At 64.2% G+C, this 21,957-nt stretch carries 16 protein-coding genes; 13 read left to right on the plus strand and 3 right to left on the minus strand.

Translation table 11 applies throughout. The annotated features are described in order from the left end of the window. Positions 1-220: 220 nt before the first annotated feature. Positions 221-3,868, minus strand: a complete 3,648-nt coding sequence (locus tag OIM99_RS03530) for a hypothetical protein (protein ID WP_311848945.1) — start codon at positions 3,866-3,868, stop codon at positions 221-223. 66 nt (positions 3,869-3,934) lie between these two features. On the opposite strand from OIM99_RS03530, the gene OIM99_RS03535 reads away from it, so the two are divergent. After that, entirely contained in the window at positions 3,935-4,744 is an 810-nt protein-coding gene (locus OIM99_RS03535) for a hypothetical protein (RefSeq protein ID WP_311848946.1), read from the plus strand. A gap of 110 nt (positions 4,745-4,854) precedes the next feature. Here the strand turns inward: OIM99_RS03535 and OIM99_RS03540 are convergent, their stop codons facing one another. After that, complete coding sequence (locus OIM99_RS03540) at positions 4,855-5,889, minus strand: tripartite tricarboxylate transporter substrate-binding protein (RefSeq protein WP_311848947.1); 1,035 nt, start codon at positions 5,887-5,889, stop codon at positions 4,855-4,857. Between the two features lie 215 nt (positions 5,890-6,104). Here OIM99_RS03540 and OIM99_RS03545 point away from each other — a divergent pair, with 215 nt between their 5' ends. The 5 genes from OIM99_RS03545 to trpB all read left to right on the plus strand — a co-directional run bounded on the left by OIM99_RS03545 (position 6,105) and on the right by trpB (position 13,479). Further along, complete coding sequence (locus tag OIM99_RS03545; protein ID WP_311848948.1) at positions 6,105-7,898, plus strand: acyl-CoA dehydrogenase C-terminal domain-containing protein; 1,794 nt, start codon at positions 6,105-6,107, stop codon at positions 7,896-7,898. 94 nt (positions 7,899-7,992) lie between these two features. Then, positions 7,993-9,201 (plus strand): acetyl-CoA C-acetyltransferase, encoded by a 1,209-nt coding sequence (locus OIM99_RS03550; protein ID WP_311848949.1) that lies wholly within the window; start codon positions 7,993-7,995, stop codon positions 9,199-9,201. Positions 9,202-9,222: 21 nt separating this feature from the next. Next, on the plus strand, positions 9,223-11,436 hold the full coding sequence (locus OIM99_RS03555) for an FAD-dependent oxidoreductase (RefSeq protein WP_311848950.1): 2,214 nt from the start codon (positions 9,223-9,225) through the stop codon (positions 11,434-11,436). Positions 11,437-11,539: 103 nt separating this feature from the next. After that, the gene (locus tag OIM99_RS03560) at positions 11,540-12,232 is read left to right on the plus strand and encodes a phosphoribosylanthranilate isomerase (RefSeq protein ID WP_311848951.1); all 693 of its coding nucleotides are present in this window, start codon (positions 11,540-11,542) and stop codon (positions 12,230-12,232) included. A gap of 29 nt (positions 12,233-12,261) precedes the next feature. Beyond that, complete coding sequence (gene trpB / locus OIM99_RS03565; protein ID WP_311848952.1) at positions 12,262-13,479, plus strand: tryptophan synthase subunit beta; 1,218 nt, start codon at positions 12,262-12,264, stop codon at positions 13,477-13,479. A gap of 189 nt (positions 13,480-13,668) precedes the next feature. Here the strand turns inward: trpB and OIM99_RS03570 are convergent, their stop codons facing one another. Further along, entirely contained in the window at positions 13,669-14,298 is a 630-nt protein-coding gene (locus OIM99_RS03570; RefSeq protein ID WP_311848953.1) for a LysE family translocator, read from the minus strand. A 122-nt stretch (positions 14,299-14,420) separates the two neighbouring features. Between OIM99_RS03570 and OIM99_RS03575 the strand changes: the two genes are divergently transcribed. The 7 genes from OIM99_RS03575 to ppa all read left to right on the plus strand — a co-directional run bounded on the left by OIM99_RS03575 (position 14,421) and on the right by ppa (position 21,921). Next, the gene (locus tag OIM99_RS03575; RefSeq protein WP_311848954.1) at positions 14,421-16,754 is read left to right on the plus strand and encodes a xanthine dehydrogenase family protein molybdopterin-binding subunit; all 2,334 of its coding nucleotides are present in this window, start codon (positions 14,421-14,423) and stop codon (positions 16,752-16,754) included. 37 nt (positions 16,755-16,791) lie between these two features. Further along, positions 16,792-17,277, plus strand: a complete 486-nt coding sequence (locus OIM99_RS03580; RefSeq protein WP_311848955.1) for a 2Fe-2S iron-sulfur cluster-binding protein — start codon at positions 16,792-16,794, stop codon at positions 17,275-17,277. Beyond that, positions 17,277-18,071, plus strand: a complete 795-nt coding sequence (locus tag OIM99_RS03585) for a xanthine dehydrogenase family protein subunit M (RefSeq protein ID WP_311848956.1) — start codon at positions 17,277-17,279, stop codon at positions 18,069-18,071. The genes OIM99_RS03580 and OIM99_RS03585 overlap by 1 nt, the downstream gene beginning before the upstream one ends. 70 nt (positions 18,072-18,141) lie before the next feature. Continuing rightward, on the plus strand, positions 18,142-18,981 hold the full coding sequence (gene trpA, locus OIM99_RS03590) for a tryptophan synthase subunit alpha (protein WP_311848957.1): 840 nt from the start codon (positions 18,142-18,144) through the stop codon (positions 18,979-18,981). Between the two features lie 10 nt (positions 18,982-18,991). Continuing rightward, on the plus strand, positions 18,992-19,876 hold the full coding sequence (gene accD, locus OIM99_RS03595) for an acetyl-CoA carboxylase, carboxyltransferase subunit beta (RefSeq protein WP_311848958.1): 885 nt from the start codon (positions 18,992-18,994) through the stop codon (positions 19,874-19,876). Positions 19,877-19,882: 6 nt separating this feature from the next. After that, complete coding sequence (locus tag OIM99_RS03600) at positions 19,883-21,208, plus strand: folylpolyglutamate synthase/dihydrofolate synthase family protein (protein ID WP_311848959.1); 1,326 nt, start codon at positions 19,883-19,885, stop codon at positions 21,206-21,208. Positions 21,209-21,372: 164 nt separating this feature from the next. After that, complete coding sequence (gene ppa / locus OIM99_RS03605) at positions 21,373-21,921, plus strand: inorganic diphosphatase (RefSeq protein ID WP_311848960.1); 549 nt, start codon at positions 21,373-21,375, stop codon at positions 21,919-21,921. Positions 21,922-21,957 lie beyond the last annotated feature (36 nt).

Here is a 21,957-nt window from a genome sequence, read left to right on the forward strand (position 1 = left end):
TTGACGCTGGGAATTGGGCGTCACAAAGCACGATCGCCCATCGCCATCAATTGCAAACAACGCTGCATTCGACGCGAGAGGCGACACCGTGTTCACTTTGCTTTGCGTAACTTAAAAACGCATAAACTGATCGATCCGATCAAGTTATTGTGCCTTGGGCACATCTCATCGCATGCATCCGAGACGGACGGGTCGCGTTTCTGTCGAAACGCGATCTGGATCAGAGCGTGCTCACTTTCGGCCGCGCCATGGACGGCAGACGCCGTTCCGGCTTCGCCGCATTGGTTTCCGGCTTGGCTGTCGGGGCGGCAGCGGCCGGCGCCGCCAGTTCCCAGCCGCCGGCGGGGACCGCCACTTCATTGGCGGCCTTGTCGTTCACCTTCGGCTTGAAGCCGTCGACGATCGCCTTGGCGGCTGCCAATTGCTGGGCGTTGAGCCGCGCGGCGACATCGCTGCGCTTCTTGCCGGCATCCTCATCGCCCTGCGCGGCGGCGAGCGAGAACCAGACCCAGGACTGAGTCAGATCCTGGCCGATGCCCAGGCCGCGGGCATAGAGAATGGCGAGGTTGTACTGGCTGTCGCGCACGCCATGTTCCGAAGCCTTGCGGAACCACTGGGCAGCCGCCGCATAGTCCGGCTTGCCGTCGGCGCCTTCGGCGTAGAGCACCGCGAGATTGTGCATGGCGCGGATGTTGCCGCGATCGGCGGCACGCTGATAGAGCGTTTTGGCCCGCGCCGTATCGCGCGCGACACCGACGCCCTTCTCATAGAGCGACCCGAGCCGATATTGCGCCGGCGCCAGTTCCTGCAAAGCCGCCTTCTCGAACCAGAGCGCCGACTGGCCGAGATCGCGCGTCATGGTGCGGCCTTCGAACAGGCGCGCGGCCAGTTCGTATTGGGCGGCCGCATCGCCCGCATTGGCGGCGGCGCGCAGATCGACGGCCTTGGCTGGCGGGGCAGCGGGAGCTGTGATCGAACCGACCGGCGCTGCGTCCGTATTGCCGAGGACCTGCTGCAGCGGCGACGCGGGTTTGCTTTCGGCAGCCGGCTCCTGAACGGGCTTGTCCGGACCGAGCTTGTCGCCCAGCGCCGCCAATTCGCTGGCGGTGACCGGCGACGTGGTGCCGACGTTCGGACGTGCGGCCTTGTCGACCGCCTGCGCCTGCATCTGGATCTTTGCCGGCTCGCGCGACGGCGGTTGCAGAGCGCCGACCTGCTGGCGGCCTTGCGGCGCCTGTTCGTTCATCGAGCGCACCACCGTCAGCGCGCCCAGCGCCAGGACGATGCCGGCGAGGCTGAGCAGGATCGGCCGTTTGCGCTGGGAAATGAACGCACGGGCGCGGCCGAGGGCGCCGGGGCCCTTCTCCTCGGGCTTGTCGCTATCGGCGGCGAGAGCGGCAGCCGCCGCCTTGGCGCGGGCACGGGCTTCTGCCAGCGCGTCGTCGCCCGAACCGCGCGGCGCGCGCGCCTGAGCGTCGCCGACGGCGGTTTCGCGGGCGCGGCGCGCCGCGGCGATGAAGCTTTGTTGCGCCGATCCCGGTTCCGCCTGGGGATCGAGTTCGACCATGACGGAGGAGGAGGCGGCACGGCGCTGCGCCGAGCCCTTGCGCGGCGTCGAACCCGTGCCCGGCTCGATGAGAACGTCTTCTTCGGGAACGATCGGTTCCGGCGCCGGACGGGGCGCAGCCGCACGCGTGCCGCTGGCCCGCATGATGTCATCGGCGGAAACCTGCCGCTTCAAACCTTCGGCCGTCGGCTCGCCGGTCTGCAATTGCGGGGCGCCGGCGCGCACGAAGGACGGCGCCGGGCCGGAGGCCAACAGATCTTCGTCCGGCGCGGCCTGCGGCAAGCGCGTCGCGGCTTCCGGCGCAGACCGGGCCGGTGCTGCTTGTGCGGGCGACGACGCGGAGGGCGCAGGCGCCGCCGTATAGCCGCTCTCGATCATGGCGAGGCGATCGACGACCTTTTCGAGCGTCTCGTGAACGGCCGTCAGGGTGGCGCGGGTGCGCCGATCCATGGCCTCCTGGCCATCGCGCAGGCCGGCGATCTCGTTGACGATCTGGCCGCGCGCCGGTTCGGCGGCGCTGGTCAGCGCGCCGATCTGGTTCATCGCCTCGCGGGCGGCGGTGCGCGCCGCCTGTTCGGCGGCTTCGATGGCTTGCGAACGGCTCTGCTCGATCAAGCCGACGATTTCGCCGAGCGAACGCTGCACGTCGGGCAGACGGCCGAGGCTCGCGTCCGACTGATCGAGACGGGAGGCGAGACGCGCGATCTGTTCTTCGAGCGCGTTGAAGGCGGCCGGCGGTGCGCCAGGGCGACCGGCGGTATCGACACGCTGCGCCAGTTCACGCACCGATTCCTCGAGCTGCGAGAAATCAGCGACGGCGGGCACCTGCGGCCGGTCGAGACGCGCCGCGATGTCGCGCATCATGTCTTCGAGCGCGCGCGTCTCGACGGGCGGCAGCTCCTGCTGCACGGCTTCGTCGATCTTGCGGCCGAGACCTTCGATACGCTGTTCAAGGGTGTGCAGCAGCGAGGCCGGCAGCGCATTCTCGACGGTCTGGCGGATCGCCTGAACGCTTTCGGCCACCGCATCGCCGCCGATCTTGGTCGACCCGCGCTGAGCGATGAGATCGACGCGCCGGCCGAGATCGGCGATCTGGCGCTCGATATTTTCCACCGGCATCGGCCGCGCGGCCGCCGCTTGAAGCATTTCGCGGATTTCGCGCGTTTGCTCGTTGAGCCGCGTCAAGGTCGCCGTATCGACGCCCTTGCCGACCGAGCCGACGCTCTCCGCAATCGTGCCGATCTCGCGTTTGATCGCATCGATCGTGGCGCGCGGCGAGAATTCCGTGAGGATGCGCTGGATATGTTCGACCAGGGCCTCGATCGGCTGCAGGATGTTCTCGCGCACACCTTCCTGGCGTGAACTCTCGACGCGGCTGATGAGATCGCGCGTCGCGGTTTCGAGCGCGGTGAAGGATTCGCGCTGCGGCAGCGTCGCGACCACCGTTTTCATCTCGGCGATCTGCTGACGCAATTGCTCGACCGCACCAGCTTCGACCGGCGGCACGACGGCAGCAGCGGCGGCCGCGATCTGGGCGCTCTCGCGCTCCTTCATGTCGCCACGCAGCGCTTCGAGGCTGGCGGAGAGCGCGGCAATGTCGCTGCGCAGGGCCGAGGCTTCACGCTCCTGCGCCGCCACGGCGGCGGCCGCAGCCGCTACATCGGAGCGCGGCTCGCTGAAGCGCATCGGCTGGATCGGCGCCGGTGTCTCGGCCTGCTGATCGAGGTCACGCTGACGACGCGTGATCTGCGTCAGCGCATCCGACATCTGCAAGCGCGGCGGCCGCGCATAGCGCGGGCCGGCGGCAACGGGCGGTTCGGGCGTCGGAACGGGCCGGTTCAAGAGCGCGTTCAGCTTCTCCTCGATCCGCTGCATGTTCGGATCAGGTTCGATCGCCTTGGCGGTCGGGCCACCACCTTCCATACGTTCGACGAGCTGCGACAGTTTGCGGTCGATTTCGGCGAAATAGCCGCTGCGTTCACTTTCGTCGGCACGAGCAGTGGCGGCAGGTGGCGCGATGCGACGCTCGACGCGCGGTTCCTCACGCTGCTCTTCGCGCGCAGCGGCGGCCCGCTCGGCGCGTTCGTTGAGATGCGCTTCGAGTTCGGCGAGGCGACGTGAGAACTTGTCGAGCGTCGCATTGGTCTGGACTTGATAACGACGCGAGCCGCGCTCGAGGCCACGGATGGCATCATCGAGCAAGGCTTCCGCCTCGCGCGGCGACCCGAGATCGCCGCGAGAATTCACCACATACAGGCCTTCGTAGCGCGGCGGCTCCTGGCGCGCGGGCTCTTGGGGCACCGGCTCTTGGCGAATAGGCTCTTGCCGAACGGGTTCTTGGCGAACGGGTTCTTGGCGCAGCGGCTCTTGGCGAACGAAGCCCTGCCGGCCAGCGTCTTCGCGGCTGAAGTCTTCGCTGCTGAAGTCTTGTCGGCTGAAGTCCTGGCGGTCCTGGCGCGGTGGTTCCTGGCGCGAAGGTTCCTGCCGGTAAGCTTCCCGACGGCTGATGTCTTCGCGGCGAGCCTCTTGGCGATAGCCGTCTTGGCTGTAGCCGTCCTGATTGTAGCCCGCTTGATTGTAGCGCTCGTGCCGATGCGTTTCCTGGTCACGCGCGTCCGGCCGATAAGCTTCTTCACGGTGGGTTTGCGGACGCGCGGCGCGGGCGTAACGCGGCTCTTCCCGCTCGTCGCGTTCGAAATCCTCGTCGTCGAATTGGCGACGGCGCGGCTGGCGGCGATCGCCCCAGCGCGCCTGCTGCTCCTCATCCTCGCGGACGAAGCGCGGCTCACGCGAACGATCGGTGCGATCCTGGCGACGTTCTTGGCGTTCTTGCCGGTCCGGACGTTCTTGCCGCTCGACGCGGTCCTGCCGATAGCCCCCGTCTGGAGCCATGCGGGCGAGGCGGCGACTGACGGCCTCGACCTTCTGGTTGTCATCGACCTCGTCGGGATCGATGCCGAGTTCTTCGGCTTGATCAGCGATAACGCTGTTCAGCCATTCGCCCAGGGTCATTCCAGACCGGCGCGCCGCTTCCTTGGCGGCTTCACGCGCGTTGAAATCGACCCCTTTGATGCTCCAGGGAACCGCTTTGTTCATTACCGCCCGCCGAGGGTTGCCCCGTTGAAATTTTCTGCGCAGACGGCGGAGCGGACTGGTGAATCATCGCCCGCCATCTAACCCCCAATTTCGCGGAACTATGGTAAAGAAGTCGTTAAGGCTGATCGATTTTGAGACAGAGAGTTAAGACTCCGGCAAGATAGATTTAAAAAGGCTATCGACCGGACCGGTTATTGCGCGGGCCGGCTGACTGTCGCGGCCTTTTGGATCACCTCTGGCGGCATGGCGTAGAGGCGGTCGATCATCGCCTTAATCTCCTTTCCCGGCATCGGATTGTGCATTTCCAGGCGCATTTTCTCGACTTCGGCGCGCACCTCCGCGTCGGCGACGAAGGCATCAAAGGCAGCGCGCAGGGCGGCCAGCCGCTCAGGTGGGATGCCGGGCGGCCCGTAAACCGGGCGCCCCATGTCCTGCTGGGCGAAAATCAGCTCCAGAACCGCACGCTGTTCGTCGGTTTTCGCCACTTCGATCACGGTCGGCACGTCGGGAACGGCCGGATGGCGCTTCAGCGCCAGTTGCAGCAGGACGGTGAGAAAGCCGCCGGGGGCGATCCAGTCCGGTTTGGCCGTCATGATCGAGGAGACATGCCAGCTTGCCGTGCCCTGCACCTCGCCGCGCTCGATGGCTATGGCGACATTGCTGGTGCCGCCATAGCCGGGAATGATCTTGAATTTAGTGCCCAGCACCGCGTTCATCGTGGTGGGATAGATGACATTGCTGTCGGTGGCGAAGGAGGCGCCGACGATCAGCTCGTGATCGAGCAGATCGGCGAACCGCTTCACCGGCACGTCCTTGCGCGCCACCACCAGGCCGACCTCGCTGTTGAGACTGCCGATCCAGCCGAGTTCCCGCGCGTCATAACGGGCGCCCGGCGCGCCGAAGAGTGCAGCGGTGCCGATCTGGCCGGACGCGGCGCCGATGACCGTGCCGTCGCGCGGCTGGATGGCGACCAGGGAATTGGTCATGGCCATGCCGGCGGCGCCCGGCATGTTCTGCGGGATGACGATGGGATTGCCGGGCATCAGCCGGCCGAGATGACGGGCGAACAGGCGGGCGAAGGTGTCGTAGCCGCCGCCCGGCGGCTGGCCGATGATGAGCCGGATCTCCTTGCCCTTGTAGAAATCCGCCACCGGATCCGCTTGGGCGGCGGGCGTCACCAGGCCGCAGAGGACCGCCATCGACAACAGTCGCGTGCACGCCCACATCAGAGATCCTCCCCCAACATGCAGGCTTTTGCCCGCGTTGGGAAAATCTTGCCTGCCGGCCCCCGCGCCGTCCAGCCCCGCAGTCCGCCCTTGACGAAAACGGAGATAGTTTATATGTAAACCATCGTCCGTCGCACGGACGCCGCAGACAGGCGGAATGATCCACCTATATAAGTCACAGACGCGGCCGCACGAGCCGCGAAACGAGGAACATCATGCCCAGCTATCAGGCCCCCGTCGCCGACGCCCTGTTCCTTCTCAACGACGTGCTGCATTGGGACCGCTACAACAACCTGCCCGGCTTTGCCGATGCCTCCCCTGATGTGGTCGAGGCGGTGTTGCAGGAAGCGGCGAAGATTTCGCAAGAAATTCTGCAACCGATCAATCTGTCCGGCGACCGCGAAGGCTGCGTGCGCCACGACGACGGCTCGGTGACGACGCCCAAGGGTTTCAAGGAGGCCTTCAAGGCCTATGCGGAGGGCGGCTGGATCGGCCTCGCCACCAATCCCGACTTCGGCGGCCAGGGCCTGCCCTATACCTTGGCGACCTTGGTCAACGAGTTCAGCGCCAGCGCCAATATGGCCTTCACCATGTATCCGGGCCTGACCCAGAGCGCGATCGCAGCCATCGACAAACATGCCTCGGCCGAACTGAAGAACGCTTATCTGCCGAAAATGATCGCCGGCACCTGGTCAGGCACGATGAACCTGACGGAACCGCACTGCGGCACCGATCTCGGCCTGTTGAAGACCAAGGCCGTGCCCAATCCGGACGGCTCCTATGCCATCACCGGCCAGAAGATTTTCATCTCGGCCGGCGAACAGGACATGACCGAGAACATCGTCCATCTGGTGCTGGCGCGCATCGAAGGCGCACCGGCCGGCACGCGCGGCATTTCGCTGTTCATCGTGCCGAAATTCATTCCCGATGCCTCGGGCAATCCGGGCGAGCGCAATGGCGTCTCCTGCGGCTCGATCGAGCACAAGATGGGCATTCACGCCAATTCCACCTGCGTGATGAACCACGACGGCGCCAAGGGCTGGCTGGTCGGCGAAGCCAATCGCGGCCTCAACGCCATGTTCGTGATGATGAACGAAGCCCGGCTCGGCGTCGCCAACCAGGGCTTGAGCCAATCGGAAGTGGCCTATCAGAACGCCGTCGCCTATGCGAAGGAACGCCTGCAAGGCCGCTCCCTGACCGGCCCGAAATCGCCCGACAAGCCGGCTGATTCCATCATGGTGCATCCGGACGTGCGCCGCATGCTCTTGGAAATCCGCGCCTTCAACGAAGCGGCGCGCGCCTTGATCCTGTGGGCCTCGCTGCACGCCGACGTGTCGCAGAAGAGCCCGGACGAAAAGCAACGCCAAGCCTCCGAAGATATTCTCGGCCTTTTGACGCCGGTGCTGAAAGGCGTGTTCACCGATCGCGGCTTCGACAATGCGGTCAAAGCGCAGCAGGTGTTCGGCGGCCACGGCTATATCGGCGAATGGGGCATGGAACAATTCGTGCGCGATGCGCGCATCGCCATGATCTATGAAGGCGCCAACGGCATTCAGGCGCTCGACCTCGTCGGCCGCAAGCTGCCGAAGGATGGCGGCCGTGCGTTGACCGCCTTCCTTAACGAAGTCGGCGGCTATCTGAAGCAGGAAGAATCCGACCCGGCGATGCAGCCCTATCTTGCCGGGCTGAAATCGGGCGTCGGCCATTTGCAGCAGGCGACCATGTGGCTGATGCAGAACGCCATGGCCAAGCCCGACAATGCCGGCGCCGGCTCCTACGATTACATGCATCTCTTCGGCCTCGTCGCCATGGGCTACATGTGGTGCAAGATCGCCAAGGCGGCGCAGGCGAAGAAAGCCGCCGATGCCGGCCAGGCGGCCGCGATGGATGCCAAGCTGATCGCCGGCAAGTTCTACATGGAACGCCTGATGCCGGAAACCGCGGCGCATCTGGCGCGGCTTTCGACCGGCGCCGACACGATGATGGCGCTGCCGGCGGATGCGTTTTGACCGACACGGCTGAACGCGGCAGCATCGCGTTCAGATCAGAACTACGGCCTTCCGACTGACGGAGGGCGTGCCGTAACGATGAATGGAGGATGCAATGCCTGAAGCTTATATCTATGACGCCGTGCGCACGCCGCGCGGACGCGGCAAGGCTGACGGCGCGCTGCACGAGGTTTCGACCCTCGGCCTGGCGACGACCGCGCTCAAGACGCTGCGTGAACGCAACAAGATCGATACCAAACTGGTCGATGACGTGGTGCTCGGCTGCGTCGATCCGGTCGGCGAGGCCGGCAGCGACATCGCCCGCATGGCGGCGCTCACCGCCGGCTACGGCGATCATGTGCCGGGCGTGCAGATCAATCGCTTTTGCGCCTCGGGCCTCGACGCGGTGAATTTCGCCGCCGCGCAGGTGATGGCGGGGCAGCATGACCTGACGGTCGGCGGCGGCGTCGAAGCGATGAGCCGCGTCGGCATCGGCGCTTCGGGTGGCGCCTGGCCGGTCGATCCGACCATCGCCATTCCCGCCTATTACATGCCGCAAGGCATTTCTGCCGATCTGATCGCCACCAAATACGGCTTCACCCGCGACGACTGCGACGCCTATGCGGTGGAGAGCCAGAAGCGCGCCGCCATCGCCTGGAATGAAGGCCGGTTCGCCAAGTCGATCGTGCCGGTGATGGACGTCAACGGCCTGACCATTCTCGCCAAGGACGAGCATATGCGGCCTTCGACCGACATGCAGTCGCTGGCGGCGCTGAAACCCTCCTTCGCCATGATGGCACAGCAGGGCGGCTTCGACGCGGTGGCGATCCAGGCGCATCCGGAAGTTGAAGCCATCAACCACGTGCATCACGCCGGCAATTCGTCGGGCATCGTCGATGGCGCCGCCGCCGTGCTCGTCGGCAATGCGGAAGCGGGCAAAGCGGCGGGCCTGAAACCGCGCGTGCGCATTCGCGCCTTCGCCAATATCGGTTCCGATCCGGCTTTGATGCTGACCGGCCCGGTCGACGTGACCAAGAAAGTGCTGAAGCGCGCCGGCATGAAACTGTCGGACATCGATCTCATCGAGATCAACGAGGCCTTTTCCTCGGTGGTGCTGCGCTTCATGCAGGCTTTTGAGGTCGATCACGCCAAGGTCAACGTCAACGGCGGCGCCATTGCGCTCGGCCATCCGCTCGGCGCGACCGGCGCGATGATCCTCGGCACGGCGATCGACGAACTCGAACGCTCGGGCAAATCGACGGCGCTCATCACCTTGTGCATCGGCGCCGGCATGGGCACCGCCACGATCATCGAACGCGTTTAAGCGAAACGGGGAGCTAAGATCATGAACCTCAAGAATTTCCGTTTCGACGTCGATGGCGACGGCATCGCCGTTCTGACCTGGGATATGCCCGATCGCTCGATGAACGTGATCACCCAGGACGTAATAGCCGAACTCAGCGAAGTGATCGAGAAGGTGGCCAGCGACGCTGGCATCAAGGGCTGCGTCATCACCTCGGGCAAGAGCAATTTCTCGGGCGGCGCCGATCTGACCATGCTGGAAGGCTTCGGCAGCCAGCTCGCGGCCAAGATCAACGAAGAAGGCTACGAGAAGGCGATGCAGTTCTTCTTCGACGCCACGCGCTCGTTGTCCCTGCTCTATCGCCGGCTCGAGACCTCAGGCAAGCCGTTCGTCGCCGCCATCGATGGCGTGGCGCTGGGCGGTGCCTTCGAACTGGCGCTCGCCTGTCATTATCGCGTGCTCTCCGACAATCCGAAGACCCGCGTCGGCCTGCCGGAAGTGAAGGTCGGCCTGTTCCCCGGCGCCGGCGGCACGCAGCGTATCGCGCGCCTGATGCAAACGGGCGATGCCTTGCAGATGCTGTTCAAGGGCGACCAGTTGCGTGCGCCCGCCGCCAAGAGCATGGGCCTCGTCCATGAAGTGGCGCCGGCCGCCGAGATCGTCGCCAAGGCGAAGGCCTGGATATCAGCTGGCGGCAAGGGCGTGGCGCCGTGGGACGATCCGAAGTTCAAGCCGCCGTCGGGCCGCGTGTTCTCGGCCCAGGGCATGATGGTGTGGGCGGCCGCCAACGCCATCTACCGCCGCGAGACCCAGGACAATTATCCGGCGATCAAAGCCATTCTGCACACGGTCTATGAAGGGCTGCAATTGCCGATGGACCTGGCGCTGAAGGTCGAGAGCCGCTGGTTTGCGAAAATCCTGCGCTCGCCGGAAGCGCGCGCCATGATCCGCACCCTGTTCGTCTCCATGGGCGAATTGAACAAGGGCGCGCGCCGCCCGGCCAATCAGCCGCCGATGGCGCCCAAGAAGATCGCCGTCGTCGGCGCCGGCTTCATGGGTGCTTCCATCGCCTATGTCAGCGCGCGCGCCGGCATCGATGTGGTGCTGATCGACAAGGATCAGGAGTCAGCCGACAAGGGCAAGCAGCTCTCGCACAAACTGATGACGGACATGATCACCAAGGGCCGCGCCAAGACCGCCGAACGCGACGCGCTGCTGGCCCATATCGAGGCGACGCCCGATTACGCCAAGGTGGCCGATTGCCAGCTCGTGATCGAAGCGGTGTTCGAGGATCGCGCCGTCAAGGCGGAGGTGACCAAGAAGATCGAGCAATATCTCAAGCCCGATGCGATCTTCGCCTCCAATACGTCGACCCTGCCGATCACTTCGCTGGCGGAGAATTTCTCGCGCCAGAACGACTTCATCGGCATTCACTTCTTCTCGCCAGTCGAGAAGATGATGCTGGTCGAAGTGATCCTCGGCAAGAAGACGGGCGACAAGGCGCTGGCGATGGCGCTCGACTTCGTGCGCGCCATCAACAAGACGCCGATCGTGGTCAACGACTCGCGCGGCTTCTTCGCCAACCGCTGCGTGCTCAACTATATCCTCGAAGGCCATCTGATGCTGATGGAGGGTGTGCCAGCGGCGATGATCGAAAATCTCGGTCGCAAGGCCGGCATGCCGGTCGGGCCGCTGTCGCTCAACGACGAAGTGGCGCTCGATCTGGGCTGGAAAATCCTGCAGGCGGCTAAGAAGGATCTCGGTCCGCAGGCGGTCGATCCGAACCAGGAAAAGCTGCTCGAGGAAATGGTGGTCAAGCAGAACCGCCTCGGCCGCAAGAACGGCAAGGGCTTTTACGATTATCCAGCCGACAAGGGACCGAAGAAGCTGTGGCCGGGCCTCGCCGCCTTGCAGCCGAAGCATCTCGACCCCGACACCTTGGACAAGGAGGAGCTGAAACAGCGCCTGCTCGTCACCCAGGCGCTGGAGGCGGCGCGTACCGTCGAGGATCACGTGATCGTCGATCCGCGCGAGGCCGATGTCGGCTCGATCCTCGGTTTCGGCTTCGCGCCCTTCACCGGCGGCGTGCTCAGCCTGATCGACGGCATGGGCGCGCGCGCCTTCGTGGCCCTGTGCCAGAAGCTCGAAAGCAAATACGGCCCGCGCTTCAAGCCGAACCCGCTGCTCCTCGACATGGCTGCCAAGGGCGACACGTTCTACGGCCGCTTTGGCGCCCAGAAGAAGGCGGCCGCCTGACGACTGAATTCCGGCTGGCGGGCTCCGCCAGCCGGTTCCCATTGGGGAACGTGCCTCGGAATATCATTGGCGAGGCGCTGGGGGCTGTGCGATAGAGCCGGCCATGTCACTTTTGGTCAAAATCTGCGGGCTTTCCACCGCGCCAACCCTGGAGGCCGCCCTGAATGGGGCCGCCGACATGGTCGGTTTTGTGTTTTTTCCCAAGAGCCCCCGCCACCTGTCGTTCGACCAGGCCGGGGCGCTTAGCCCGCTGGTCGCCGGCCGGGCCGCCAAGGTGGCGCTTTCGGTCGATGCCGACGATGCGCTGATCGACGGAATTATCGCGGCGCTCCACCCCGACATGCTGCAACTGCACGGCCATGAGACGCCGGAACGGGTGCGCGACCTGAAGGCCCGCACCGGCCTGCCTGTGATGAAGGCGATCCCGGTTTCGACGCGCGACGACCTGGCCGCTGCCGCAGCTTACGAGGATGTCGCTGACCGGCTGCTGTTCGACGCCAAACCGCCCAAGGGTGCTGCTCTGCCCGGCGGCAACGGCATGGCCTTCGACTGGACGATTCTGAAAGGCGTCTCCACGCGCCTGCCCTGGATGCTGTCGGGCGGGCTCAACGGCGAGAATGTGGTGGCGGCGGTGGAAGCCGGGGCGCCAGGCCTCGACGTCTCCTCCGGTGTCGAAAGCGCGCCGGGGATCAAGGATATCGGCCTGATCCGGGATTTCATCGCCAAGGCGCGGCAGGCGGAGCGGGAACGGCAGGCGAATCCGGTTTCGCTTGGTTCTCCCGCAAAGACCGCCTAAGAGAAGCGCAACTTCACGAGGCATTGGTCTTGCAGCACACGAATCCCAACTCCTTCAGAACCGGCCCGGACGACACCGGCCATTTCGGCAATTTCGGCGGCCGTTTCGTGGCCGAAACGCTTATGCCGCTCATTCTCGAGCTGGAGAAGGCCTACAAGGACGCGCGTGCCGATCCGGCCTATCAGGCCGAACTGGACCATCTCGCCACCCATTATGTCGGCCGGCCGAGCCCGCTCTATTTCGCCGAGCGGCTGACCGAGCATTTCGGCGGCGCCAAGATCTATCTGAAGCGCGAGGAGCTGAACCACACCGGCTCGCATAAGATCAACAATGTGCTGGGCCAGATCCTCCTCGCCCGCCGCATGGGCAAGTCGCGCATCATCGCCGAAACAGGCGCCGGCCAGCATGGCGTCGCCACCGCGACCGCCTGCGCCAAATACGGCCTCGAATGCGTCGTCTATATGGGCGCGGTCGACGTCGAGCGGCAGAAGCCGAACGTGTTTCGCATGCAGATGCTCGGCGCCAAGGTCGTTGCCGTGCAATCGGGCGCGCGCACCTTGAAGGACGCGATGAACGACGCGCTGCGCGATTGGGTCACCAACGTCGACAACACGTTCTATTGCATCGGCACCGCCGCCGGTCCGCATCCCTATCCGGCCATGGTGCGCGATTTCCAGAGCGTCATCGGCAACGAAGTGCGGACGCAGATGCAGGCCGTCGAAGGGCGCTTGCCGGATTCGCTGATCGCCTGCGTCGGTGGCGGCTCCAATGCCATCGGCCTGTTCCATCCCTTCCTCGACGATCCGTCGGTTGAAATCTATGGCGTCGAAGCGGCCGGCTATGGCCTCGACGTGAAGGACGGCCATTGCGCCTCGCTCGCGGGCGGGCGCGCCGGCGTGCTGCATGGCAATCGCACCTATCTCCTGATGGACGACGACGGCCAGATTCTCGAAGGTCATTCGATCTCGGCCGGCCTCGACTATCCCGGCATCGGCCCAGAACATGCCTGGCTGAAGGAATCGGGCCGCGTCACCTATCTCTCAGCCACCGACAAGGAAGCGCTCGCCGCCTTCCAACTGCTCAGCAAGCAGGAAGGCATCATTCCGGCGCTCGAATCCTCGCACGCCCTCGCCAAGCTCGCTGATCTCGCGCCGAACAAGCCGCGCGATCACCTGATGGTGGTCAACCTGTCAGGCCGTGGCGACAAGGACATCTTCTCTGTCGCCGATTATCTCGGCGGCATGTGAGCTAGCAGATTGAAGTTTCGTCGCAGCCTTGGTGTCATCCCGGACACGCGCAGCGTGAGCCGGGAACCAGGGGCAACCGCTTCAGACTGACGGATTCTGCGCGTCGTCGCGCAAGGCAATCATTCTACCACACGCCCCTGGGTCCCGGATCGCCTGCTACGCAGTCGTCCGGGATAACACCGAGGTTGCCTAACGCCGCGCTTCGGTTGCCATGCGCACCGCGAGCGCGGCCAGCACCGTGCCCATCAGCCAGCGCTGAATGAGGGCGACGCGCGGATTGCGCGTCAGAAATAAAGCGATCGATCCGGCCGTCAGCGCGATCAAAGCATTGACCGCGACGCTGATGACGATCTGCACCGAGCCCAGCAGCAGTGATTGCACCAGGACCTGACCTGCCGGATCGACGAACTGCGGCAACAGCGCCAGATAGAGCATGGCGATCTTCGGATTAAGGAGATTGGTGAGAAAGCCCATGGCGAACAGGCGGCGTGGACTGTCGGGCGGCAAGGCATCAACGCGAAACGGCGAACCACCACCGGGCCGCACGGCCTTCCAAGCCAGATACAGAAGATAAAGCGCACCGGCGCCGCGCAGCACGTCATAAGCAAACGGTATGGCGAAGATCAAAGCGGTTATGCCGAACGCCGCGCAAAACATGTAGACAATAAAGCCCAGCGCCACACCGCCAACTGAGATCAAGCCAGCCACAGGCCCCTGCGAAACCGAGCGCGAAACGACATAGATCATGTTGGGGCCTGGCGTCAGCACCATGCTCAAAGCAATAGCGGCGAAAGCGAAGAGATGGCTGGCATCGATCATGGGGCAGCGGCCCTTGCGTCAGTTCAGGTGCTCCCCTATACGAAAAAGAGCCGCAGAAACCTAGGCTTTTTGCAAGCCCAGCCCGCAGCGGCGTAAGCAATAAATTTCATAGGTAGGAATCGATGGGCCAGTACGGCATTGGACAGCCTGTCCGACGCAAAGAAGATGTACGGCTGCTGACCGGCAAGGGTCAGTATACCGATGACATCAACATCGACGGCCAGGCGTGGGCGGCTTTCGTGCGTTCGTCGCACGCCAACGCCAAGATCAACGGCATCGATGCGACGGATGCCCTGGCACTGCCTGGCGTCGTCGCCGTCTACACCGGCTTTGATCTCGATGCGGCCGGCATCGGCACGCTGCCGAGCGAAGCCGATTATAAAAATCGCGACGGCTCATCGATGCATAAGCCGGAACGCAAGATCATGCCGACGGAGCAGACACGGTTCGTCGGCGAAGTGCTGGCCATCGTCGTCGCCGAGACCGGCGCATTGGCGCGCGAGGCCGCCGATCTCGTGCAGATCGATTTCGATCCGCTGCCGGCCATCGCCTCGACCGCACATGCGCTTGATGACGACGCGCCGAAGGTTTGGCCGGAATTCGGCACCAATCTCATCGTCCATTGGGAATATGGCGATGAAGCAGAGGTCGAGGCGAAACTGAAAGCCGCGAAGACCCGCGTCACCGTCGATCTTATCAACAACCGCGTGGCACCGAGCCCGATGGAGCCGCGCTGCGTCGTCGCCACCTATGAAGCGCCCGACGATCAACTGACCATCTATTCGCCGACGCAAGGCGGACGCCGGCTGCAAGCCAAACTGGCGACGGACCTCTTCCATATGCCGGTCGACAACGTGCGCTTCATCTCGCGCGATACGGGCGGCGGCTTTGGCGTGCGCAGCAAGATGTATCCGGAAACAGTGGCGATCGCCTTCGCAGCCAAGGCCCTCAACCGTCCGGTCAAATGGCGCGGCGACCGTGTCGAGACCTTCATGTCCGACTATCACGGCCGCGACCAGATCAATCATGCCGAAATGGGCCTCGATGCCGACGGCAAGATCGTCGCGCTGAAAGTCGAGACCCTCCTCAACGTCGGCGCCTATCTGTCGGAGAATGGCATCCGCCTGCCGATGGAAGGCGGCGGCCGCATCATCCCCTGCGGCTACCATGTGCCCGACTTCTATTTTTCCGTGAAGCCTATGTTCACCAATACGGTGTGCACCGACACCTATCGCGGTGCCGGGCGGCCGGAAGCCAATTACATCACCGAACGGCTGATGGACGCGGCGGCGGACGCCACCGGCCTCAGCATCGCTGAAATCCGCCGCCGCAATTTCATCACGCCGCAGCAGATGCCCTATCGCACCCATCTCGGCTTCACCATCGATTCCGGCGACTTCGCCGGCACGATGGACATGGCGATCAAGGCGGCCCATTGGGACAGTTTCACTGAGCGCCGCAAGCAATCGGAAGCGCAGGGCAAATTGCGCGGCATCGGTCTCGCCGTCTTCATCGAAGGCGCCGGCAGCCGGCCAATGGAAGGCATGCGCCTGCGCTTCGAGGAGAATGGCGACGTCAGCGTCATCGCCGGCACCTATTCGCACGGCCAGGGCCATGAGACGGTGTATTCGCAGCTCGTGACCGAATGGCTCGGCGTCGATTACGACAAAGTGAAACTGATCAACGGCGACACCGGCACGGCGCCGAAAACTTCGATCGGTACGTTCGGCTCGCGCTCGTCCATGGTGGGCGGCGGTGGTATTCGCCGCGCCGCCAATCTGATCATCGCCAAGGGCCGCAAGATCGCCGGTCATCTCCTGCAGGCCGATGCGGAAGCGGTCAGCTTCGCCGATGGCGTTTTCCGCGCCGGCGCCGGCAGCATGACGATCGAGGACGTGGCCGTGGCCTCGCGCGATCCGAGCAAACTGCCGGAGGGCCTGACACCGGGTCTCGACGAGGAAGTTACCTACAAGAACGAGGTGGAGAACTTCCCCAACGGCGCGCATGTGGTCGAGGTGGAAATCGATCCCGACACCGGCGTGATCCAGATCGTCGCCTATACGGCGGTGGATGATTGCGGCGTTGTGCTTAATCCATTCATCGTCCACGGCCAGGTCTATGGCGGCGTGGCGCAGGGCGTCGGTCAGGCGCTGACCGAAAGCGTCGTCTATGACGAGGACGGTCAATTGCTCACCGCGTCTTACATGGACTACGGCATGCCGCGCGCCCATACGATGGCGCATGTGGAAGCCCTGTTCAATGTGGTGCCGGCGACGACCAATGAGCTTGGCGTCAAGGGCGCCGGCGAAGCGGGTGCCACCGGCGCGCCGGCGGCCGTGGTGTCGGCTGTCTGCGATGCGCTGAAACCCTTTGGCATCCGCCATCTCGACATGCCGCTGACACCGGAAACCGTCTGGCGCGCCATCCGCGCGGCGCGCGCCGGCAAAGCCGCTTGATCTCTTCTCATCGGTCCATCCCCGGACGGAGGCACATTTGACCCTCGAAGTGAAACTGACCGTCAACGGCGTTGAACGCAGCGCCCAGGTCGAAGCCCGCACCCTGCTCGCCGAACTGCTGCGCGATCATCTGAAACTGACCGGCACCCATGTCGGCTGCGACACGACGCAATGCGGCTGCTGCGTCGTCCATCTCGACGGCAAGGCGATCAAGTCCTGCACCATTCTCGCGGTGCAGGCGCGCGGCAAAGCAGTGACGACGATCGAAGGGCTCGCCCAGCCCGACGGCACCTTGCATCCGATGCAGGAAGCCTTTCGCGAACATCACGGCCTGCAATGTGGTTTCTGCACACCTGGCATGGTGATGATGGGCGTCGACATTGCACGGCGCAATCCGGGCGCCGACGAAGACCTCATCCGCCATCAGCTCGAAGGCAATATTTGCCGCTGCACCGGCTATCAGGGCATTGTCGAAGCCATTCTGTCGGTCGCTACGCCGGGCGCGGTGAAGGGACATCACTGATGCGCGATTTCGATTATCACCTCGCCGCCGACGTCGAAGCGGCGCTCGCCCAGCTCCGCGCCAGCGAAGACGGCAAGATCATCGCCGGCGGCATGACCTTGCTGCCGACCCTGAAACAGAATCTCGCCGCGCCGACCGATCTCATCGACCTCGGCGGCATCTCGGCGCTGCGCGGCATCGCGCTCGATGGAAACATGCTAACCATCAAGGCGATGACCATTCACGCCGATGTCGGCGCCTCCGACGTGGTGAGAAAGGCCATTCCGGCATTGGCCACCTTGGCCGGCGGCATCGGCGATCCGGCGGTGCGCCATCGCGGCACGATCGGTGGTTCGATCGCCAATTCCGATCCCGCCGCCGATTATCCGGGCGCCGTGGTCGGGCTCGGCGCCACCATCGTCACCGACCGGCGCGAGATCGCGGGCGACGATTTCTTCCTCGGCCTGTTCGAAACAGCCCTGGAGCCGGACGAAATCATTACGCAAGTGCGGTTCCCGGTGCCCGACCAGGCCCATTACATCAAATTCCGCCATCCGGCCTCGGGCTATGCGGTGGCCGGCGTGATGGTGTCGCGGACCAAGGGCAAGGTCCGGGTCGGGGTGACGGGTGCCGGTCCTTACGCCTTCCGGGCGAGCGATTTCGAGACCGCCCTGGAACGGGATTTCAATCCACAAGCCATTGCTTCTATTGAAATTTCTGTGGAAGAACTGAATTCCGACATCAGCAGCAGCGCCGAATATCGGGCGAATCTCGTCCAGGTTCTGGCCCGGCGCTGCGTGACAGCCCTGATCTAGCGGGGATCAGCGCGCGACGGGACAGCGGAAACCTTCCGCTTTTCCCGCCGCCGTGCTACCGGCTGCCCCCATGACAACCCGTATCGACCAGCGTTTCGCCCTCTGCCGCGCCGAAGGCCGCGCCGCCCTCGTCACCTATCTGATGTGCGGCGATCCCGACCTCGCCACCTCGCTCGAGGTGATCAAGGCACTGCCCCGCGCCGGCGCCGATGTTCTCGAAGTCGGCATGCCGTTCACTGATCCGATGGCCGACGGTCCTTCGATCCAGGCGGCAGGCTTGCGCTCGCTGAAAGCCGGCACGACCGTGGGCAAAGTGCTTGGCGTGGTGGCGGAATTCCGCAAGCATGACCCGGACACGCCGGTCGTGCTGATGGGCTATTACAACCCGATCTACATCTATGGCGTCGATCGCTTTCTGGCCGATGCACGCGCCGCCGGGGTCGACGGCCTGATCATCGTCGATCTGCCGGCGGAAGAAGATGCCGAATTGTGTATCCCGGCGCTGAAGGCGGGCCTCAATTTCATCCGGCTGGCGACGCCGACCACCGACGACAAGCGGCTGCCGACGATCCTCGCGAACACGTCGGGCTTCGTCTATTATGTTTCAGTCACCGGCATCACCGGCTCGACCATTCCGGACTACTCGCGCGTCACCGAGGCTGTGACGCGGATCAAGCGGCATACGGCTTTGCCGGTTGCTGTCGGCTTTGGCGTGAAAAATGCCCAGTCGGCCGCCGCAATTGCGGCACATGCCGATGGTGTAGTGGTGGGCACGGCCCTGGTCGATGCGCTGAAAAGCTCGTTCGATGCCGAGGGCCGCGCGACGGCGGCCACCGTGGACACGGTGACGGCTTTCGTCGCCGATCTCGCGCAAGGCGTGCGTTCGGCGCGCCAGGCTGCTGCCGAGTAAAGGGATACCGATGAACTGGATTTCCAACGTCGTTCCGCCGCGTATCCGCTCGTTTCTGCGCCGCGAGACGCCCGAAAACCTCTGGGTCAAGGATCCGGAAAACGGCCAGCTTGTGTTTCACAAGGACATCGAGAACAATCTCTATGTCATCCCCGGTTCCGGCCATCACATGCGCATGCCCGTCAAAGCGCGATTGGAAAGCCTGTTCGACGGCGGCCTCTATGAGCAGCTGCCGACGCCGGAAGTGCCGCTCGATCCGCTGAAATTCCGCGACGTGAAGCGCTATACCGACCGCCTGAAGGAATATCGCACCAAGGCAGGCAAGCCCGATTGCGTGACGTTGGCGGCCGGCGAACTCGGCGGCCTTGCGGTGACGGTCGGCGTGCAGGATTTCGATTTCATCGGCGGTTCGCTCGGCATGGCGGCGGGCGAGGCCATTATCGCAGGCATGGAAGCGGCGATCGCCCGGCGCACGCCCTTCATCATCTTCACGGCGTCCGGCGGCGCGCGCATGCAGGAAGGCATGTTCTCGCTGATGCAGATGCCGCGTACGACGGTGGCCGTGCGCCGCCTGCGTGAAGCGAAACTGCCCTATATCGTCGTGCTCACCAATCCGACGACCGGCGGCGTCACCGCCTCCTATGCCATGCTGGGCGACGTACAGATTTCCGAGCCCGGCGCCGTCATCGGCTTTGCCGGCGCGCGCGTCATCGAACAGACCATCCGCGAGAAACTCCCCGAGGGTTTCCAGCGCGCCGAATATCTGAAGGCGCACGGTATGGTCGACATGGTGGTGCCGCGCACGGAAATGCGCCAGACCCTGGCGCGGCTCTGCCGCCTGCTGACCAAGCAGCCGGCGCAACCGGCTCTGCCGCCACCGGCCGAGGCAGCCTAATCCTGCATGGCCACAGCGACGACCTCAGATGCTATCCTGACACGCTTTCTCGATCTGCATCCGCGCAAGATCGATCTATCGCTGGGGCGGTTGGAAGCCCTGTTGGCCAAGCTCGATCATCCCGAGAAAAAACTGCCGCCGGTGATCCATGTCGCCGGCACCAATGGCAAGGGATCGACCGTCGCCTTCATGCGCGCCATGCTGGAAGCGGCGGGACAGAACGTCCACGTCTACACGTCGCCGCATCTGGTCCATTTCCACGAGCGCATCCGGCTCGGCGCCAGCGGCGGCGGCAGACTGGTCGATGAAGAGGCGTTGATCGCCGCACTCGAAGCCTGCGAACGCGCCAATGACGGCGCAGCGATCACCGTGTTCGAAATCATCACGGCGACCGCCTTGCTGCTGTTTTCACAACATCCCGCTGACGTGCTGCTGCTCGAAGTCGGCCTCGGCGGCCGCTACGACGCCACCAATGTCATCGACAAGCCGACCGTCAGCGTCATCACGCCGGTATCGATCGATCACGTCGAATTTCTCGGCAGCGCCATCGAAGGCATTGCTTTGGAGAAAGCTGGCATCCTCAAGCGCGGCGCGCCTGGTGTGATCGGCTGGCAGGATATGGTGGTGCGCGAGGTCATTGAACGGGAGGCCGAGAAAGTCGGCGCGCCGCTCGTCATCGCCGGTCAGGATTTCAACTGCTACGAAGAGCGCGGCCGCTTCGTCTATGAAGACACGATCGGCCTCGTCGATCTGCCGCTGCCGCGCCTGCTGGGCCACCATCAGCTCGAAAACGCAGCCACCGCCATCGCGGCGCTGCGCCAATTCATGCCCAATCTACCGGCGCAATGTTTCGAGGCTGGCGTGCGCACGGCCGTGTGGCCAGCGCGCTTGCACCGGCTGCGCAACGGCCCGCTGATCGCGCTTCTGCCTCAAGGCAGCGAGCTATGGCTCGACGGCGGCCACAATGTCGCCGGCGGGCGCGTGCTGGCGGAAGCCATGGCCGACTTCGAGGAGCAGACGCCGCGTCCGTTGATTCTGATTTGCGGCACGCTGACCACCAAGGACACCGCCGGCTTCCTCGCCAATTTCCGCGATCTCGCCCGTGAAGTGATCGCCGTGCCGATCGGCGGCGAACATCAGGCGCGCAGCGCCGCCGATGTGGCCGCAGCGGCGCAAACGGCGGGTCTCTCGTCGACCTTGGCGGAGAGTTTCGAGGCGGCGCTGCAAACGATCGCCACCCGCTCCTGGCCGGTGGCACCGCGCGTTCTCATCGCCGGCTCGCTCTATCTCGCCGGTGAAGTGCTGAAGGCCAATGGAACGCCTCCGGATTAGGCAAAAGCCATTATTTTCAGATCGCTTTTACCAAGCCTCCGGGTTCCCGCGACCGCCGCAAGGCTTGTTAACCTCCCCCCTTCCATAGTGCCGACGCCATAAGGCAAGGCCGATCCCGCGCCATAAAACACCGACAATGACTGTTGGTCTCCAAGAGGGTTTTTATGAATTTCGAAGCGATTTCCATCGGCAAGAATGCGCCAAACGACGTCAACGTGATCATCGAAGTTCCCGTTGGCGGCGAGCCGATCAAATATGAAATGGACAAAGATTCCGGCGCGCTGTTCGTCGACCGCTTCCTCTACACGCCGATGCGCTATCCCGGGAACTACGGTTTCATTCCGCACACGCTGTCGGACGATGGCGATCCGTGCGACGTGATCGTCGCCAATTCGCGCGCCGTCGTGCCCGGCGCCGTGATGAGCTGCCGCGTCATCGGCGTTCTCCTGATGGAAGACGAAGCGGGTGGCGATGAAAAGATTCTGGCCGTGCCGTCGACCAAGCTGACGCGCCGCTATGAGAATGTCACCAACTACACCGATCTGCCCGAAATCACGCTGCAGCAGATCGAGCACTTCTTCCAGCACTACAAGGATCTGGAACCGGGCAAATGGGTGAAGGTGCTGCGCTGGGGCGATGCGGCGGAAGCGCGCGCGATCATCTCGGCCGGCATCGAACGTGCCAAATCGAAAAAGATCAAACGCGTCGCTTAATATTTTGACGCGTCTTCATTGCGTTTGATGAGTCCA

Source organism: Methylocella sp. CPCC 101449 (assembly GCF_031921685.1).
In the GTDB taxonomy this organism is placed as follows: domain Bacteria; phylum Pseudomonadota; class Alphaproteobacteria; order Rhizobiales; family Beijerinckiaceae; genus Terripilifer.